Source organism: Marinomonas vaga, assembly GCF_055388305.1.
The window spans coordinates 121,131-136,996 of record NZ_AP043903.1; the positions used below are offsets into that span (position 1 = coordinate 121,131).

Here is a 15,866-nt window from a genome sequence, read left to right on the forward strand (position 1 = left end):
TCTATAATGCGCGCCAAATCTATACCCAACTAAGTGCTGAATAAATTAAGTATGCCCGAATCACAACATTTACATGACGTACTCGTCCACCTACGCCGCATTATCCGCGCCACTGATCTGCAGTCCAAGCGGGTTGTAAAAGCATGTGGCCTGACCATCCCTCAAATCATGGTACTTCGTGCTATCGAAGAGCTGGGAGACGTTACTGTACGTCGTATTTCTGACAATGTTTCTTTGAGCCAAGCCACAGTAACTACGATTCTTAATCGACTAGAAGAGCGAAAGCTGGTTGAACGGGTTCGCGCACAAAAAGACAAGCGTATTGTTAACGCTCGCCTAACGGAGTCTGGCACCGAGATGTTGCTAACAACACCGCCTTTGCTACACGAAAAATTCATTGCTGAATTTGAAGCATTGGATGGCTGGGAACAAACGCAGATGCTATCTTCCCTACAAAGGGTTGCTATGATGATGAATGCAGAAAACCTTGATGCGGCACCTCTGCTTGATATTCATGCCCCGACTACGAGCCACGACAATTACTAGTCACTAGGCAATCGCATAAACCTAAAAAAGGCCGCTAAGCGGCCTTTTTTTATTGTCGATAGAGGGAGAACCCATTACTTCAGATTTAGAACATCCTGCATATCGAACAAACCTGATTTTTTACCTTCTAGCCAAGCGGCTGCACGCACAGCACCTTTTGCAAAAGTCATACGGCTACTGGCTTTATGAACGATTTCAATGCGCTCACCTTCCGTTGCAAACCAAACACTGTGATCGCCTACAACATCCCCTGCACGAATGGTTTCAAAACCGATTTCTTTTTGAGTACGTGGACCAATCTTACCTTCTCGTCCGTACACAGCACACTCGTTCAAGTCGCGGCCTAGAGCCTCTGCAACCACTTCACCCATGCGCAGCGCTGTACCTGATGGAGAATCCACCTTATGACGGTGATGGGCTTCAACGATCTCAACATCGTAGTCATCCCCAAGAATCTCAGCAGCCATGGCCAAGAGTTTCAAGGTTAGGTTAACCCCAACACTCATGTTTGGTGCGAAGACAATAGAAGTTTTCTCTGCCAAAGCATTCAGCTGGTTTTTTTCTTCATCGCTTAGGCCTGTGGTCCCAATCACCACGGCCTTACCCAGCTGGGCACAAGCGGTGGCATTTTGAATAGTCAAACCTGGTGGCGTGAAGTCAATCAACACATCAAAGTCTTCTGCACAGGCTTGGATACTATCCACGGCTGCCACACCTAGCTTACCCACGCCGGCTATTTCACCTGCGTCTGCACCAACTAGGGAGCTACCAGGTCGTAAAATCGCTGCGCCTAACGTGACGCCTTCTGCTTCAGCCGTCGCTTGGATCAAGTATTTCCCCATGCGCCCGGCTGCACCGATCACTGCAATTCGCATTATTCATTATCCTCGACTGAATGTGCGCTGAAAGATACCAAAATTTAGCTCATAACTCAGCTTTAGAAACAAAAAAAGCGGCCTATTGGCCGCTTTATCTTGCTGTGATTGACTAGAAAATCTCATTCGGCGCTAGCTGGAATCCCGAATCACCTTCGGTGAAAAGGTCATCATTCTCGTCTTCACCAAAACCTGGTGGGTACTCAGGCTCAATCACATTCGTCCGTACCAAGTCATTTTGATTGATGACAATTTCTACCCGACGGTTAGTCGCTCGATTGCCAGGCGTATCATTTGGCACCAATGGTCGTGCATCAGCAAAGCCTGTTACAGCAAATCGGCTTTGATCCAACTGTCCTGTAGAAAACAATTCCTCTGCCACAGAGATAGCTCGAGCAGAAGACAACTGCCAGTTGGAGTTAAAACGTGCCGTGTCGATCGGGATATTATCCGTATGCCCTTCCACCGCAATGGAGCCTTTTAACCCCACCAAAACATCTCTCACCATATCAATGATTGGGATAAAGTCGTAATTCAATTCAGCAGAACCAGACTCAAAAGACCCTTTATCCTTCAAGCGAATGGTAATGGTCTGCTCTTGGGTCTCCACTTCAACCGTGCCTTTGGAAACTTCCTCACGGAGGATCGATGCCACCTGCTGTGCGTCTTCTTCAGTCTGCTGGATCTGTTGTTCTCGCTGCAAATCCGCTTGGGACTTGTCCACCGTCATATTTGGCGAGGGCTGCCCCGCACCATCTTGCTCATTCAACTCGGCTGTATCAGGTTTACACATCACTTCCAGAGTATTTTCAGGACGATCGTCTGCCTTTTGTCGCACTTCATTAATAGGCGTTGGTTCTGGTCGACCCGGGCTAAACTCCTGAGCAATGATAGAGGTCCCCATAGGGATGGATTCCGCTTCGATCTGTTTTTGCACACCAAAGGCTTCGCGCATGGAGCCCGCCAGTTGCTTAAACTTCAGCACGTCCATCTCAGCAAAGGACAATAACAGCACAAAGAAACACATCAGCAACGACATCAAGTCGGCGAATGTCCCCATATATGCCGGGAGGCCTTCTATACATTCGGGGCAGTCGTTTTCTTCTTCGTCACTCATTCAGCAAACTTCCAGTTACAGCAAGGCAAAAGATTATTCACGCTCAACACGCTTGCCTTCAGCAAGGTAGGTTTTCAGGGCACCATCCAAGACACGAGGGTTTTGACCCGCTTGAATGGCTAAGAGCGCATCGAGAATAAGCTTTTGGCACAAAAGCTCTTCGTTAGCTCGGTTTTGTAGCTTGGCTTGGATCGGCAAACACACCATGTTTGCCAACATGGCACCATAAAGAGTGGTCAACAAGGCAACCGCCATGGCTGGACCGATCGCTTTCGGGTCATCCATGTTGGCCAACATCTGTACCAGACCCACCAAGGTCCCGATCATCCCCATTGCAGGTCCCGTATCACCAAATGCCTTAAAGATCTTGGCACCGTTATCATGGCGTACAAAGGCCTGATTCATATCCCGCGATAATTGGCTGCGGACAACGGAACCGTCATGACCGTCCACCAACATCTGAATACCTTTGGAGAGAAATGGGTGACTCACCTCTTTACCTTCTAAGGAAAGCAAACCGCCTTTACGCGCCTCATCAGCAAGACCATAGATTTCATCGATCAAAGCATCTACAGGCACGCTTTTAAACATAAACGCTTTAGCAGCCGACTTCCCTGCTCCTAAGAACTGGGAGAGAGGGTATTGCATTAACACAACGAACGTAGAACCAATCAGTACAATCAAGCAGGACGCAGGATCGAGAAACATCCCTGCTGAACCGCCCAAGAAAATGGCCATGATGACGATTACAAAAGCCCCTATGAGGCCAATTAACGTTGCGATATCCACACACGTCTCCTACGAATAAAGCTATAATGCAACTCAATTAAAAATCATTTTAAACAATAACTGGCCCCACGTCCTATGCTGAGGTCACAATTTTGTATACAGAGCGTGACAACACTCGAGAAATAAGCGGAATTCTGTTACAAATTGTAGGTTACCAAAAGAGAAGTATTTATGTCTCGCAAAACCAGTGTCCGTCATTTTGAAGAAAACCTATCTGAATTAGAGAGCATCGTCGCACAACTTGAGTCCAATCAGTTGTCATTAGAAGATGCTCTTAAAGCCTTTGAAAAAGGTGTCAAACTCAGTCAAGACTGTCAGTCCGTATTGACTCAAGCTGAACAAAAAGTCCAAGTACTGCTTGAAACCAACGAAGGCGAACGCCTAGAACCTTTTGATCCGGAATCAGAATAGTGAACTTAGAGCAATTTTCCCAGTATGCTCGGGATCGAGTTGACCAATATTTAGATCAAGCTCTGGATGCCTACCCCCCTGCTGACCACCTTCACCAAGCCATGCGCTACAGTTTATTTAACGGTGGCAAACGGGTACGTCCTATGTTGACCTATGCGGTAGCCGAGCTGTTTGGTGGCGCGAATGCCTTAACAGATGCCAGTGCAGCGGCGGTAGAAAGCATCCATGCCTACTCCCTAATCCACGATGATCTACCGGCCATGGACGATGACAACCTCCGTCGCGGCAAACCGACTTGTCATATTCAATTTGACGAAGCGACGGCTATTCTGGCAGGCGATGCACTACAGACTTTTGCTTTTGAGCTACTTAGCCAGCCAGAGCTGGAGGCGCCGACGGTTCAATTAACCTTAATTCAAACCCTACAAAACGCCTCTGGACGCTTTGGCATGGTCACAGGGCAAATGATTGACCTGTCCAATGTGGACAAGCAGATCGACATCACTGCACTAGAACAAATGCACCGCCACAAAACCGGAGCCTTGATTCGCGCCGCAGTGAAAATGGGGGCGCAAAGTGTTGGCGTCAGCAGCGAATCAGATTTGAATGCGTTAGACGCTTACGCTGCCGCAATTGGCTTGGCCTTCCAAGTTCAAGACGACATTATAGACATCACCAGTGATACCCAAACGCTTGGCAAAAACCAATTTTCAGACGAAGACGCCAACAAGCCTACCTATCCGAAATTACTCGGTTTAGAAGGTGCGCAAGCCTTAGCAAAACGTCTGCACGATGAAGCTGTTGCACAAATTGCCCCATTTGGTGACAAAGCAAGACCATTAGTAGAGCTGGCTAACTATATTATTGCCCGCAACCACTGATATAATTCATCGCTATTTTACGACTCATTGAAGTGACCTTTTGGTGCCCATGTTCGAAACGATACCAACAACGCGTCCCTTGACGCCTTTACTAGATCAAATAGACACGCCTGCGGATTTGCGCGATCTGGATAAAAAAGAGCTCTCAACACTGGTTCGAGAGTTGCGCTCATTCATGCTTTACAGCGTCGGCCAAACGGGCGGTCATTTTGGCGCTGGACTTGGCGTAATTGAGTTAACTGTCGCCTTGCATTATGTCTTCAACACACCAGAAGATCGAATCGTATGGGATGTGGGTCATCAGGCCTACCCTCACAAAATTCTAACGGGACGTAGGGACGCACTCCTTACCATTCGCCAAGAAGGCGGTATTTCAGGCTTCCCTAAACGGGAAGAAAGTGAATTCGACACGTTCGGCGTTGGTCATTCTAGTACGTCCATTGGTGCCGCACTGGGTATGGCCCTAGCGGCTCGTCAACTAGACACAGGACGTAAAGCGGTCGCCATCATTGGTGATGGCGCTATGTCTGCTGGTATGGCCTTCGAAGCACTTAACCACGCAGGCGACGTGGAAGCCGACATGCTGGTGATTTTGAATGACAACGAAATGTCCATTTCTAAGCCTGTAGGCGCCCTATCTAGTTCCCTTGCACGAATTTGGGCCAGCAAGACTTACGAAAACATCCGCGAAGGAGGCCGTAAGGTTTTCTCTGGCTTACCTTCTGCGTTAGAGCTGGCTCGTAAAGCTGAAGAACATATGAAAGGTATGGTGGCTCCAGGCACCATGTTTGAAGAGTTAGGCTTTAATTATATTGGCCCGATCGATGGACACGACGTAGAACTCTTGACCCAAACCCTAAATAACCTTAAGGATCGCAAAGGCCCCCAGTTCCTCCATGTGATCACCAAAAAAGGCAAAGGCTTTGAACCAGCCGAAGGGGACCCCATTGGCTACCACGCCATTAACAAAGTGGAGCCAGATCCAAAGCCGTCCAATGAGTCCAAAGCTCCAACTCCCCCAAAATACAGCAATGTTTTTGGCCGCTGGGTATGTGACGCAGCAGAGCAAGATGAAAAATTGGTGGCTATTACCCCAGCCATGAAAGAAGGCTCAGACCTAATTGAGTTCGCAGACAGCTACCCCACTCGCTACTTTGACGTGGCGATTGCCGAGCAACATGCGGTGACCTTGGCGGCAGGTATGGCCTGCGATGGTCTAAAGCCTGTTGTAGCCATTTATTCGACCTTCTTACAGCGTGCCTACGATCAACTCATCCATGATGTTGCCCTGCAAAATCTCGATGTTTTATTTGCGATTGATCGAGCAGGCCTAGTCGGTGAAGACGGACCAACACATGCGGGAGCTTACGATTTAAGCTACTTACGCTGTATTCCAAACATGATTGCTATGGCGCCTTCAGACGAAGCAGAGTGTCGCGCTATGCTGCAAACCGGCTACGCCCATCAAGGCCCTGCTGCCGTACGCTACCCCCGTGGAACAGGACGTGGTGCTGTTATCAGCCCTAACCTTGAAACCCTAGAAATTGGACAATCCCGCACCCTTCGAGAAGGCCAGAGTGGCATTGTAATCTGCGGTTTTGGTCGACCTACTTTTGATGCACAACAGGCTGCCGAAGCCTTGGACGCAACGCTTATAGATATGCGCTTTGTTAAACCTCTGGATGAAGCCGCACTGCTGCAGCATAAAGAGGCCAAGCTGTTTGTAACAGTAGAAGAAAACGCCATCATGGGTGGCGCGGGCTCAGGAGTCAGTGAATTCTTACAAAGCCAGCACATCTGCACCCCTGTACTTCATTTGGGACTACCTGATCAATATGAAGAACATGCTAGCCATAGCGCAATGCTGAAGCGTATTGGCCTTGATGCAGAGGGTATTCAAAAAGCCATCGAAACTAAACTTTCTGCGATCTAACTGTTTAGCTTGGACAAAGCAAACGTTCACAAAAAAGGCGCCGAGGCGCCTTTTTTAGTGGGATATGATCAGCTGACCACACTTATTTAAGTGCTGAGATCAATGCCGCCATCTCTTCATCTGTGCCGATGGTAATACGCAAGTAGTTGCCAATTCTTGGCTTATTACCAAAGTAACGAACAAGAATCCCCTGCTCTTTTAGATTTAAGTATAACGCTTCGGCACTACGCTCAGGATGGGTCACAAACACAAAGTTTGTCGCAGATGGCAACACCTCAAAACCTAACTTTTCTAGCTCGGTTACCGCCCAGCTTCGAGTAGCAATGGTTTTGTCACAGATGTCTTGGAGGTACTTTCCATCTTCTACCGCAGCCGTGGCGCCCGCTAAGGCGATACGATCAATCGGGTAGGAGTTAAATGAGTTTTTCAGACGTTCTAGCCCATCAATCAGGTCAGGGTGACCGATGGCGTAGCCTACACGAATCCCAGCCAAAGCACGGGATTTAGAGAAGGTCTGTACCACTAACAGATTGGGATACTGATCCACTAAGGTCACTGCACTTTCGGCACCAAAGTCCACATAGGCTTCATCTACTAACACCACCACATCTGGGTTTGCCTGCAAAATCTTTTCAATGTCAGACAAAGGCAGCGCTTTACCCGTTGGCGCATTCGGGTTGGTGACCACCACCCCAGACACATCTAAGTTCTCGTAGTCAGATGGGGCAATATCAAACGTATCTGTTAGAGGAATGAGCTGCGGCTTAATGTCATATAGATTCGCGTACACCTTATAAAAGCTGTAGGTAATGTCGGCAAACGCAAGGGGCTTATCCCCCGTGAAGTAGCCCATAAACGCCAGCGCCAACACCTCATCAGAGCCATTCCCAACAAATACTTGGTTTGGCTTAACCGAATAAGTGGTGGCTAAAGCGTTTTTCAAAGTCTGACAGTTTGGATCTGGGTAAAGGCGAAGCTTTTCGCTCACTTGTTCCGTCATGGCTGCCAACGCCTTCGGCGATGGGCTGTATGGGCTTTCGTTAGTATTTAGCTTAATGTACTGCTTATCTTGTGGCTGTTCCCCTGGTACATATGGGTCAAGGGAAGCGATCTTATCTGTCCAGAAACGGCTCATTCTCTTAGCTCCTACGCTGCCCCTATTATTAGGCAGTGCATCGTTACAATCACAACAAAATAAGGCCTCTATTGAGGCCTTATACATATTACTTTGATCAGTTCACTATCCGGCCTCGGACTAGTCCTGAGGGCGCATATGTGGGAACAACAATACGTCACGGATTGACGGCGCATCGGTGAACAACATCACCAAGCGGTCGATACCAATACCTTCACCCGCAGTCGGTGGTAGGCCGTACTCTAGAGCGTTGATGTAATCAGCGTCGTAGTGCATGGCTTCGTCATCACCTGCATCTTTCTCTTCTACCTGACGACGGAAACGTGCCGCTTGGTCTTCTGAGTCATTAAGCTCCGAGAAGCCGTTTGCGATTTCACGACCACCGACAAAGAATTCAAAGCGATCAGTAATGAACTCATTGTCATCGTTACGACGGGCTAGAGGCGATACTTCTGCTGGGTATTCAGTAATGAAGGTCGGCTGATCCAATTTATGCTCAGCGGTTTCTTCAAAAATTTCCGTCCAAAGCTTACCTAGCCCCCAGATTGGCTTAACATCAATTTTCAGTTTCTTAGCCACTTCTGTTGCCTTTTCCACCGAATCCAAATCTTCCGCAGTCAACTCAGGGTTGTAGTGCAGAATAGACTCCAGCATGGTCATGCGGACAAATGGCGCACCAAAGTCATACTCAGAACCTTGGTAAGTCACTTTAGTCGTACCTAGAACCTTCTCAGCCACTGTGCGTAGCATGTCTTCGGTTAGATCCATTAGATCTTTGTAATCCGCATAGGCTTGGTAGAATTCGATCATAGTGAATTCAGGATTGTGTCGAGTAGATACGCCTTCGTTACGGAAGTTACGGTTAATCTCGAACACACGCTCAAAACCACCTACCACCAAACGCTTCAAGTAAAGCTCTGGGGCAATACGCAAGAACATGCTCATGTCCATGGCATTGTGATGTGTCACAAATGGACGTGCAGAAGCACCACCTGGGATGGTTTGCAGCATTGGCGTTTCCACTTCCATGAAGCGACGATCTTCTAGAAAACGACGAATCGTTGAAATGATTTTAGAACGCACTTGGAAGGTTTCGCGAGACTCTTGGTTTACGATCAAATCAACGTAACGCTGACGGTAGCGCATTTCCATGTCGGCTAGACCATGGTGTTTGTCAGGCAATGGACGCAAAGATTTAGTGAGCAATTGGGCTTCTTGCATGTCAATGTACAAGTCACCTTTACCAGATTTGTGCACTGGACCGCTCACACCAATGATGTCACCAAGGTCCCAAGTTTTCTGCTCAGCCAACAGCTCAGGAGACAAGGCTTTGCGGTTTACATAGGCTTGAATTTGACCAGTCATGTCTTGAAGCAACATGAAAGCACCACGGTTACGAACGATACGACCTGCAATGCTGACCTTATGATCTTTTTCTTCCAAGGCTGCCTTTTCTAGCTCACCAAATTCAGCCTGTAGATCAGCGGCGTAGGCGTCACGGCGAAAAGTATTTGGGAAAGCATTACGCTCAGCGCGAATCGCTTCTAGCTTGGCACGACGCTCAGCCACTAAACGGTTATCTTCAGTATTTGCGACTGCTTCGTTTTGAGTTTCGTTAGACATGATGTGTTTATCTACTCTTTAAAAATAAGTTTAGTGCTTTAGAGGCCTTGCTTAAGGCTCGCAACGATAAATTGATCCAAATTACCATCTAGGACGGCACCTGTATTGGACGTTTCTACGCTAGTGCGTAGGTCTTTAATGCGAGAGGCATCCAACACATAGGAACGGATCTGGCTTCCCCAACCGATATCAGACTTATTGTCTTCTAACGCCTGAGCGGCTTCCGAGCGCTTTTGCATTTCCATTTCATATAATTTTGCACGCAACTGCTTCATGGCGAAGTCACGGTTAGCATGCTGAGAGCGTTGATTCTGACATTGCACCACAATGCCCGATGGCACGTGGGTAATACGCACCGCAGAGTCAGTAGTGTTAACGTGCTGACCACCCGCTCCGGATGAACGGTAAGTGTCAGTACGTAAATCTGCAGGGTTAATATCGATTTCCACGTTGTCATCAATTTCTGGTGAAACGAACACAGAAGCAAATGACGTATGACGACGGTTGCCCGAGTCAAATGGCGATTTACGTACTAAACGATGTACACCCGTCTCGGTGCGCAACCAACCAAAGGCGTATTCCCCTTCAAAACGAACGGTTGCAGACTTGATACCAGCCACTTCCCCAGCGGATACCTCAATCAAATCCACTTTGAAACCTTTGTCCTCACCCCAACGCAAATACATGCGCAGCAGCATATTGGCCCAATCTTGTGCTTCGGTGCCACCGGAACCTGCTTGAATATCCAAGAAGGCATGGTTTGGGTCCATTTCCTGAGAAAACATACGTCGGAACTCAAGAGTCGCTAACTGACTTTCCAGATCCTCTAACTCAAGTTGAACGGCTTCTACCGAGTCTTCGTCTTTTTCTTCAACCGCCATATCCAATAAGACAGAAGCATCCTCTAGGCCCGCTTCCATGTTATCGATTGTGGTGACGACATTTTCTAGGGACGCCCGCTCTTTACCCAATTTTTGAGCATAGTCAGGGTCATTCCAAACATCAGGATCTTCTAATTCGCGGCTAACTTCTTCGAGTCGTTCTTGCTTTACATCGTAGTCAAAGATACCCCCGAAGCACTTTCGTACGTTCAGTCAGGTCTTTGATCTTTAAAAGTATCGGATTTATTTCCATTTTTTCGTCAATTTGCTATAAATTTTCAGTGGATTTAAGTAATCGCCAATTGTAACGAATTTACCTGCGGCATAAAATGTATTCGTTGCGAAAATAATGGAAATTCAATTCATTAAGCGCCTATCGGGCTGTCGGAGATATCATGGAAAAGCCAACTGTTGCTGTCGACATTCTGGGCAAGTCGTTCAATATCAATTGCCCTAAAGGTCACGAAGCAGAATTAAAAGAAGCTGCAGAATACCTGAATAACCAAATGCGCGAATTACGAGCAAGCGGAAAAGTCATCGGTCTTGAAAAAATTGCCATCATTGCGGCTTTAAACTTGTCCCATGATTTGCTAGCAAGTCGACGTTACGCACGCAATAATGAACAGCAATTGCGTGAGCTAACCTCGCAACTAGACTCAGCTCTTGGTCAGCACAGCAAAGTGGGTTAAGCCTGCTTAATGTTTGTTCAAGCAAGCTAAAATAAGATTTTTTTACACGAAAAATCTTCATGCAGCTAAAAACCTCCGTTTTTTAGTCGGGTGATTTTTCGCGACATCTCCCCTATAATGGCTGTGTTTCCTGGGTTGTTCGAAGCGGCTTAACGCCCTTGAGCCTATGAGCAATACCCCGGAATGAGCCTGTAGGTTCGGTGAGCATGTCCGTGCGACGGAAAGCCTAAAGACCCTCAGTGATTTCCACCTTGAACCACTGGGTTCAAGGCCAATAGCCGAAACGGCAACTTGGGAAACCCTTTTTTATGTCTTCTGATCGACAATCTCTTCGCAGCGAACTTCGCCTTAGACGACAGCAACTTTCCGATAGAGAACAAGATGCCGCAGCGTCTGCCTTATTAGACGTACTGCGCAGTCAAGTTCCCCTTCAAAGCAATGACAAAGTCGCCCTATACCTTGCTAATGATGGGGAAATCTCACCTGCTGACCTGTGCCAATGGTGCTGGCAGCAGAATATTCAAGTTTACCTTCCCGTACTGGATGGCAAAGCCCTTGTTTTCGCTCGTTATGAGCAAGACTCTGACTGGCAAAAGAATCGCTTTGGTATTTTGGAGCCTATTGACCCGAATCCCATTACGGGAGCGGACTTAGATTGGGTCTTTATGCCCTTAGTCGGATTCGATCAAAAAGGTGATCGCCTAGGCATGGGGGGTGGTTTCTATGATCGAACCTTTGAACATAAAGCCGCCACCACAAAACTCATTGGCTTAGCCCATGATTGCCAAGAGGTCCCTCTATTACCTACGGCCTCCTGGGATGTTCCCCTGTCGGGAATCTTAACGCCCACTCGGTTCATTAACTGCGAGCGCTAGACCATTTAATTAATCAAGAGTGATACGGACATTCACTTGTCCGTCAGACACTCGCTCTAGCTGAAAGTCATCAATCATAACTTGCTGCTCTCCTAAAGCATTCAACCAAGCAGATACCCGAGCAAAGGGCACGTTACTGGCCCAGATCTGCAAGCTATCTTGTCCTTCGAAGTTAATCCGGTCGGCAGCGAATTGCGTCTGACTTGATGCCAAGTTCACTACCTGCAATAGCTCTGTTCCATCTCTGTCCTCAAAAGTCGGCTCAGAAACTTTACTGGAAGCAATCTGTTGTGCATTCACTAACAATTGCTGATATTGCCCATTCGCCCTCGTGAGCCTTTGCTGTGCATCCAGCTTCGCTTGATAAGCCGGTTGCCAAACACCATAAAACAACCCAAGGACCAAAAGAAGCGCCAAGCCAACCATGATCAACAAACGCTCTCGCTGAGTGCGGGCGCAGAAAGCCAGCCAAATGGCATACAGACTTGGGCTTTGTTGAAACTGCTGAACAAACCACTGTTTCATCATAAACCTCCCTGCACGACAAAGACGCCCCGGTAGCTTTGATCAGAACGAATCACTTGGGCTAATTGGGCTTGGAAACCGGCTTCACGCAGCTGATTTTGAAGCCTTTCTAATTGGCTTCGATTAGTAACAATCCACTCAAAACGATAACCACCATCCCGATAAGAAACCTGCTGCAAACCATTCCCTAAGGTCAGTTGAGCGCTCGCTTCTTCTAAAGCCACTAAAAATTCATAGGGGGTTCGTTGCACTTCAGGCGAACTCATCTGGCCATTTAAACGAGCCTGAATCTGTCTATTTAAATTCACTACTCGCCCTTCCTCTGGCGCAAGCTTTAAAAAAGCCTGGGCACCCGCCTGCTCAACTTGGTATGCCTCCTGATCTAGGGCATCCGCTTGCTGGTAATTGAAAACCGTCTGAACCAATAAGGCGATAATGCATAAGCCTGCTACCCAAGCCCAACGAGCAACGCCCTTACCTAGGGCTGGAGCATTGGAAAAAGCCCCTTGTAACAGGGATGCCTGACGCCATTGGGAATCCTTGTTCAAAAAAGTAACAATATCGCCCACCGAGATTTGCTTCACGTCTTCCTGAGAAGTACGTAACACCTCAGGAACATGACAAATTTGCATGTGACTCACTGCCATCAGGTCGCCTTCCAATGCCACCTGTTGTGTCGTTTCTAAAGCCACAAAGTACTGGGGAGGCAGAACAAAGCTAGAGATAAACTGGGCGGATTGGCTAATGTCTTGCCAATGCTCCATCAGCTCAGTCGATACGCCTGCCACAAACACACCCGAGCTCTTTTCACGACGAGCCACAAAATGCATGGTTTCTAATGCTTCCCCTACAAAAGGCTCCATCAAATAAGGTGTTAAACGATGGATATGACGCAACTGCTGCTTGGGAACCTCTAGTAATCGATAATGAATACGGTAGGAAGGCGGTAAGACAATCAATTCACTACGTTTGGAAACATCTGGAATAAGCCGTTCCAGACTTTGAAGGAAGTCTTGTTGACACGCACAGGTCCCTTGCTCTGACAGTTCAGCACCTAGAAACAGCCACCAATCATAAGAATAGTCCGATTGCGCCAGTTCATTTAACTGTAATACCAATCTAAACACTAAGATCGTCTCCGCATCTAATTTGATTCCTGCGCTGCCAGTAAAGCTTTCGATAGTACGTCAAAAGGCCCAAAGGCGCGAGCCACAGGGACTATTGCGCCCGCGTCAGTTTTCGCCAACTGACTATACAAATAGTAAGGGTACCCTTGATCCATAAAGGTCACGTACACATCCACAAAATGCACATCGACACGCCAATTTTCTGCAACCAATTGCTGATCTTCAAGGGCTTCTAAGCCTAGAAAATCATCTAGAGTCATGAACCCTGATGTTTGAATGCGCGCCTCTAACTGCTCCTGCTGGTCCGCATCAAGATCCGGCAATAAAGCATTGATCAACACCGATGACATTCGATTCACATTAACCCCTGCGTCATTGGGCAAGGCACAAACATAAGGAGCAATGGCCTGTAAGACAGCTTCATCCAAGCCTAGAAGCTCCCATTCTGACGCAGACACTATGGCCGTATCCCCGGTTCTATAGGGTTGTTGTTTACCTTGGTAGAATTCATCTTCACGGCTACTACTGGCTGACCAATCCTGGTCAGCATCTATCCAATCAGTGAGATAGTTCACCCAGTCATCCGAGAGCGAAAGCTCAGAAGACAATCGCTGCAAGCGCTGGCGGGTCACCTCCCTTAATTCATCGTCCCCTAGAGCATTCACATTAAGACAGCTTTGTCGCTCAATGATCTGTATCTCTAAACGGCGATTCTCACCTTCTAACGGAAACACCTGCTGGGTCCATTGCCAAGGGGCACTCCAGTTGATACCCGCTTCAGACTCTGATCCCAGCTCATCGGAGGCAAGCCAAGACATAGCCCAAGCCTCCCCGCCCAACAAGGTTTCCTTTTGAGCGGTTTCCCGTTGGGCAAACTCCGCAACACTTAGGGTTTGCTCCATGGTATTTAGAAGATTGACCGCTATACCGCTGACAATGGCAAACACCATAAGCGCCAAGATAAGCGCCACACCTCGCTGTCGAGCTCGCCTCATAGATCCCCTCCCGATACCGCCTCTGAAGGAATACCAGGGAGCTCAATTAAACGCGTGAAACTACCCAAGGCTTCTGTTTTAAACTCTATGCGCAGGGCAATTGGCTGCTCCGTTAAGACACTTGCACCGGGCAAAGTGGTTTCAAGGGGCCAGCTAGATTGCCAACCGGAAGCTGTTAACACCTGAGCACGAATGGCTTGAATGCCTTCCAATTGCTGTAATACTGGCTGAGATGTTTGATCACGATCTAACACCCGCCAAAAGCGCCGTTCCAGCCCGTCGGCTGTATTGCGATATTCAACCCGTTGCAACCTAGAGCGCATTGCTCCTAATGGGTTGTTCCAACCACTTCGGGTCCACTGTAAGGCCCCCTCTTGGATACTTAATGCCGGTTGCACCTCACCTAGCCCATCTCGAATGGGTCTTTGGATAAATTGCTCCGCATCTGACTGCACCCAGTTGACCGCCCGAGTAATCTTCTCTAGCTGACTTCCCTGCGCTCCGACACGGTTTTGAAGCTGTAAAGATGAATTCAGCATGTCAAAACTGACCGCCCCTACAAAGCCTAAGATCCCCAATACAATCAGTAGTTCTATGAGGGTAAATCCCTTAGAAACGGACCTCATTGGCGGTCTCCAAGATGAGGAAGATAACTGCTTAGGCGATACATAGGAGTTATCTCAGAGCCCAAAAACACCTGCACTTCAATACGATCCAGTTGGGCTGTTTGCTTAGACAATTGAATTCGAGTTAGCCATTGCCGCCCCGCTTGCTCCACACGCTGATCACCTAACTCAGGAGACTGACCTTGACGGAGACTTAACCGCATGGCCGTAACTCGATCTTTCGCCACCCAGGTAGCAATCACCTTATTGGCTAAATAGCGGCTTTGATCGGTGGATGTTTGTGTCGTTTGCAGGAGTACTACCCCCACCAGACCTAGGATGACTAGGGCTATCAGCACCTCAATCAGAGTGAACCCACGGTTATTGAAGCGCCAAGGCATTAATGCCATCCCCCGTGATAGTACGCTGATCGCCTTGCTCACTGATTAATGTCCACTGAAAGGGCAAATACTCCCCATTAGACAAGATCACTAGGTCAACGGAATCCGGCCCATCCAAAACGCCAACGGCACTATTTAGCTGGGATTCATCGAGTAATAAACGGGAACGTATTTGATCAGATAGGTATAGGCCTTGCTCTTGCTCCCAGTTACCATTTTTTAAAATAAACCAGCTCACCGCCCCCTCATCCAGCTCGACAAAACGGGACTCCCCCTGTAACCAAGCTTGATCAATCTGGCTTTGCAACGCCTGTCGTAGAGAAGAAGCTTCCCTCTCGAGCTTTGCCCCCTCTCCATCAAAACTAAGATTAGGAGTGACTAACCCGAGCAATCCCCCCAGGATTGCCAGCACAATCAAAAGCTCTAACAGGGTGAACGCATTTTGACGAGCCACTGGA

The 15,866-nt window shown here is 48.0% G+C and carries 18 protein-coding genes and 1 other RNA gene; 7 read left to right on the forward strand and 12 right to left on the reverse strand.

Going from position 1 to position 15,866, the window contains the following annotated elements:
• Nucleotides 1-51 precede the first annotated feature (51 nt).
• Entirely contained in the window at nucleotides 52-546 is a 495-nt protein-coding gene (locus tag ACZ5DR_RS00570; protein ID WP_377364927.1) for a MarR family winged helix-turn-helix transcriptional regulator, read from the forward strand.
• 74 nt (nucleotides 547-620) lie between these two features.
• Here the strand turns inward: ACZ5DR_RS00570 and dapB are convergent, their stop codons facing one another.
• The 3 genes from dapB to pomA all read right to left on the reverse strand — a co-directional run bounded on the left by dapB (nucleotide 621) and on the right by pomA (nucleotide 3,327).
• Nucleotides 621-1,421, reverse strand: a complete 801-nt coding sequence (dapB, locus tag ACZ5DR_RS00575; protein WP_377364926.1) for a 4-hydroxy-tetrahydrodipicolinate reductase — start codon at nucleotides 1,419-1,421, stop codon at nucleotides 621-623.
• Nucleotides 1,422-1,533: 112 nt separating this feature from the next.
• Nucleotides 1,534-2,538, reverse strand: coding sequence for a flagellar motor protein MotB (locus ACZ5DR_RS00580; RefSeq protein ID WP_377364924.1), 1,005 nt, complete (start codon nucleotides 2,536-2,538; stop codon nucleotides 1,534-1,536).
• 33 nt (nucleotides 2,539-2,571) lie between these two features.
• Nucleotides 2,572-3,327, reverse strand: a complete 756-nt coding sequence (gene pomA, locus ACZ5DR_RS00585) for a flagellar motor protein PomA (protein ID WP_377364922.1) — start codon at nucleotides 3,325-3,327, stop codon at nucleotides 2,572-2,574.
• 171 nt (nucleotides 3,328-3,498) lie between these two features.
• Here pomA and ACZ5DR_RS00590 point away from each other — a divergent pair, with 171 nt between their 5' ends.
• The 3 genes from ACZ5DR_RS00590 to dxs are packed head-to-tail and all read left to right on the forward strand — an operon-like array spanning nucleotide 3,499 to nucleotide 6,552.
• Complete coding sequence (locus ACZ5DR_RS00590) at nucleotides 3,499-3,738, forward strand: exodeoxyribonuclease VII small subunit (RefSeq protein ID WP_377364920.1); 240 nt, start codon at nucleotides 3,499-3,501, stop codon at nucleotides 3,736-3,738.
• Nucleotides 3,738-4,619, forward strand: a complete 882-nt coding sequence (gene ispA, locus ACZ5DR_RS00595) for a (2E,6E)-farnesyl diphosphate synthase (protein WP_377364918.1) — start codon at nucleotides 3,738-3,740, stop codon at nucleotides 4,617-4,619. Before ACZ5DR_RS00590 ends, ispA begins: the two co-directional genes overlap by 1 nt.
• Before the next feature lie 49 nt (nucleotides 4,620-4,668).
• A complete protein-coding gene (gene dxs / locus ACZ5DR_RS00600) occupies nucleotides 4,669-6,552 on the forward strand; it encodes a 1-deoxy-D-xylulose-5-phosphate synthase (protein ID WP_377364916.1) in 1,884 nt (627 codons plus the stop codon).
• 82 nt (nucleotides 6,553-6,634) lie between these two features.
• Here the strand turns inward: dxs and hisC are convergent, their stop codons facing one another.
• The 3 genes from hisC to prfB form a co-directional block, all read right to left on the reverse strand.
• Nucleotides 6,635-7,687 carry a histidinol-phosphate transaminase gene (gene hisC / locus ACZ5DR_RS00605; protein WP_377364914.1) on the reverse strand — a complete coding sequence of 351 codons (1,053 nt, stop codon included), beginning with the start codon at nucleotides 7,685-7,687 and terminating at the stop codon, nucleotides 6,635-6,637.
• 120 nt (nucleotides 7,688-7,807) lie between these two features.
• Nucleotides 7,808-9,310, reverse strand: a complete 1,503-nt coding sequence (lysS, locus tag ACZ5DR_RS00610) for a lysine--tRNA ligase (protein ID WP_377364912.1) — start codon at nucleotides 9,308-9,310, stop codon at nucleotides 7,808-7,810.
• A gap of 38 nt (nucleotides 9,311-9,348) precedes the next feature.
• Nucleotides 9,349-10,444 (reverse strand): peptide chain release factor 2 gene (gene prfB / locus ACZ5DR_RS00615; protein ID WP_377364910.1). Its coding sequence is split into 2 segments (ribosomal slippage): nucleotides 9,349-10,371 and nucleotides 10,373-10,444, totalling 1,095 coding nucleotides; the frame shifts between segments, so codons are not numbered across the junction.
• A 142-nt stretch (nucleotides 10,445-10,586) separates the two neighbouring features.
• Between prfB and ACZ5DR_RS00620 the strand changes: the two genes are divergently transcribed.
• The 3 genes from ACZ5DR_RS00620 to ACZ5DR_RS00630 all read left to right on the forward strand — a co-directional run bounded on the left by ACZ5DR_RS00620 (nucleotide 10,587) and on the right by ACZ5DR_RS00630 (nucleotide 11,755).
• A complete protein-coding gene (locus ACZ5DR_RS00620) occupies nucleotides 10,587-10,880 on the forward strand; it encodes a cell division protein ZapA (RefSeq protein WP_377364909.1) in 294 nt (97 codons plus the stop codon).
• Between the two features lie 124 nt (nucleotides 10,881-11,004).
• Nucleotides 11,005-11,182: non-coding RNA, 6S RNA (ssrS, locus tag ACZ5DR_RS00625), on the forward strand.
• Nucleotides 11,183-11,188: 6 nt separating this feature from the next.
• Complete coding sequence (locus ACZ5DR_RS00630; RefSeq protein ID WP_377364907.1) at nucleotides 11,189-11,755, forward strand: 5-formyltetrahydrofolate cyclo-ligase; 567 nt, start codon at nucleotides 11,189-11,191, stop codon at nucleotides 11,753-11,755.
• Nucleotides 11,756-11,764: 9 nt separating this feature from the next.
• Here ACZ5DR_RS00630 and gspM read toward each other — a convergent pair whose 3' ends face one another.
• The 6 genes from gspM to ACZ5DR_RS00660 are packed head-to-tail and all read right to left on the reverse strand — an operon-like array spanning nucleotide 11,765 to nucleotide 15,862.
• Complete coding sequence (gene gspM / locus ACZ5DR_RS00635) at nucleotides 11,765-12,283, reverse strand: type II secretion system protein GspM (RefSeq protein WP_377364905.1); 519 nt, start codon at nucleotides 12,281-12,283, stop codon at nucleotides 11,765-11,767.
• A complete protein-coding gene (gspL, locus tag ACZ5DR_RS00640) occupies nucleotides 12,280-13,407 on the reverse strand; it encodes a type II secretion system protein GspL (protein ID WP_377364903.1) in 1,128 nt (375 codons plus the stop codon). The genes gspM and gspL overlap by 4 nt, the downstream gene beginning before the upstream one ends.
• A gap of 17 nt (nucleotides 13,408-13,424) precedes the next feature.
• Entirely contained in the window at nucleotides 13,425-14,402 is a 978-nt protein-coding gene (gene gspK, locus ACZ5DR_RS00645) for a type II secretion system minor pseudopilin GspK (protein WP_377364901.1), read from the reverse strand.
• Nucleotides 14,399-15,028 (reverse strand): type II secretion system minor pseudopilin GspJ, encoded by a 630-nt coding sequence (gene gspJ / locus ACZ5DR_RS00650; RefSeq protein ID WP_377364899.1) that lies wholly within the window; start codon nucleotides 15,026-15,028, stop codon nucleotides 14,399-14,401. Before gspJ ends, gspK begins: the two co-directional genes overlap by 4 nt.
• Nucleotides 15,025-15,408: a type II secretion system minor pseudopilin GspI gene (gene gspI / locus ACZ5DR_RS00655; RefSeq protein ID WP_377364897.1), complete on the reverse strand. Its 384-nt coding sequence runs from the start codon at nucleotides 15,406-15,408 to the stop codon at nucleotides 15,025-15,027. The genes gspJ and gspI overlap by 4 nt, the downstream gene beginning before the upstream one ends.
• Nucleotides 15,389-15,862, reverse strand: coding sequence for a pilus assembly FimT family protein (locus tag ACZ5DR_RS00660; protein WP_377364895.1), 474 nt, complete (start codon nucleotides 15,860-15,862; stop codon nucleotides 15,389-15,391). Before ACZ5DR_RS00660 ends, gspI begins: the two co-directional genes overlap by 20 nt.
• Nucleotides 15,863-15,866 lie beyond the last annotated feature (4 nt).

What these genes read in the sequence shown, in the direction of transcription:
- dapB (WP_377364926.1), bottom strand. Translation starts at nt 1,421, where the DNA reads ATGCGAATTGCAGTGATCGGTGCAGCCGGGCGCATGGGGAAATACTTG.
- ACZ5DR_RS00630 (WP_377364907.1), top strand. Translation starts at nt 11,189, where the DNA reads ATGTCTTCTGATCGACAATCTCTTCGCAGCGAACTTCGCCTTAGACGA.
- gspJ (WP_377364899.1), bottom strand. Translation starts at nt 15,028, where the DNA reads ATGAGGTCCGTTTCTAAGGGATTTACCCTCATAGAACTACTGATTGTA.
- gspK (WP_377364901.1), bottom strand. Translation starts at nt 14,402, where the DNA reads ATGAGGCGAGCTCGACAGCGAGGTGTGGCGCTTATCTTGGCGCTTATG.
- gspI (WP_377364897.1), bottom strand. Translation starts at nt 15,408, where the DNA reads ATGCCTTGGCGCTTCAATAACCGTGGGTTCACTCTGATTGAGGTGCTG.
- gspM (WP_377364905.1), bottom strand. Translation starts at nt 12,283, where the DNA reads ATGATGAAACAGTGGTTTGTTCAGCAGTTTCAACAAAGCCCAAGTCTG.
- ACZ5DR_RS00580 (WP_377364924.1), bottom strand. Translation starts at nt 2,538, where the DNA reads ATGAGTGACGAAGAAGAAAACGACTGCCCCGAATGTATAGAAGGCCTC.
- hisC (WP_377364914.1), bottom strand. Translation starts at nt 7,687, where the DNA reads ATGAGCCGTTTCTGGACAGATAAGATCGCTTCCCTTGACCCATATGTA.
- ACZ5DR_RS00620 (WP_377364909.1), top strand. Translation starts at nt 10,587, where the DNA reads ATGGAAAAGCCAACTGTTGCTGTCGACATTCTGGGCAAGTCGTTCAAT.
- dxs (WP_377364916.1), top strand. Translation starts at nt 4,669, where the DNA reads ATGTTCGAAACGATACCAACAACGCGTCCCTTGACGCCTTTACTAGAT.
- ACZ5DR_RS00590 (WP_377364920.1), top strand. Translation starts at nt 3,499, where the DNA reads ATGTCTCGCAAAACCAGTGTCCGTCATTTTGAAGAAAACCTATCTGAA.
- ACZ5DR_RS00570 (WP_377364927.1), top strand. Translation starts at nt 52, where the DNA reads ATGCCCGAATCACAACATTTACATGACGTACTCGTCCACCTACGCCGC.
- lysS (WP_377364912.1), bottom strand. Translation starts at nt 9,310, where the DNA reads ATGTCTAACGAAACTCAAAACGAAGCAGTCGCAAATACTGAAGATAAC.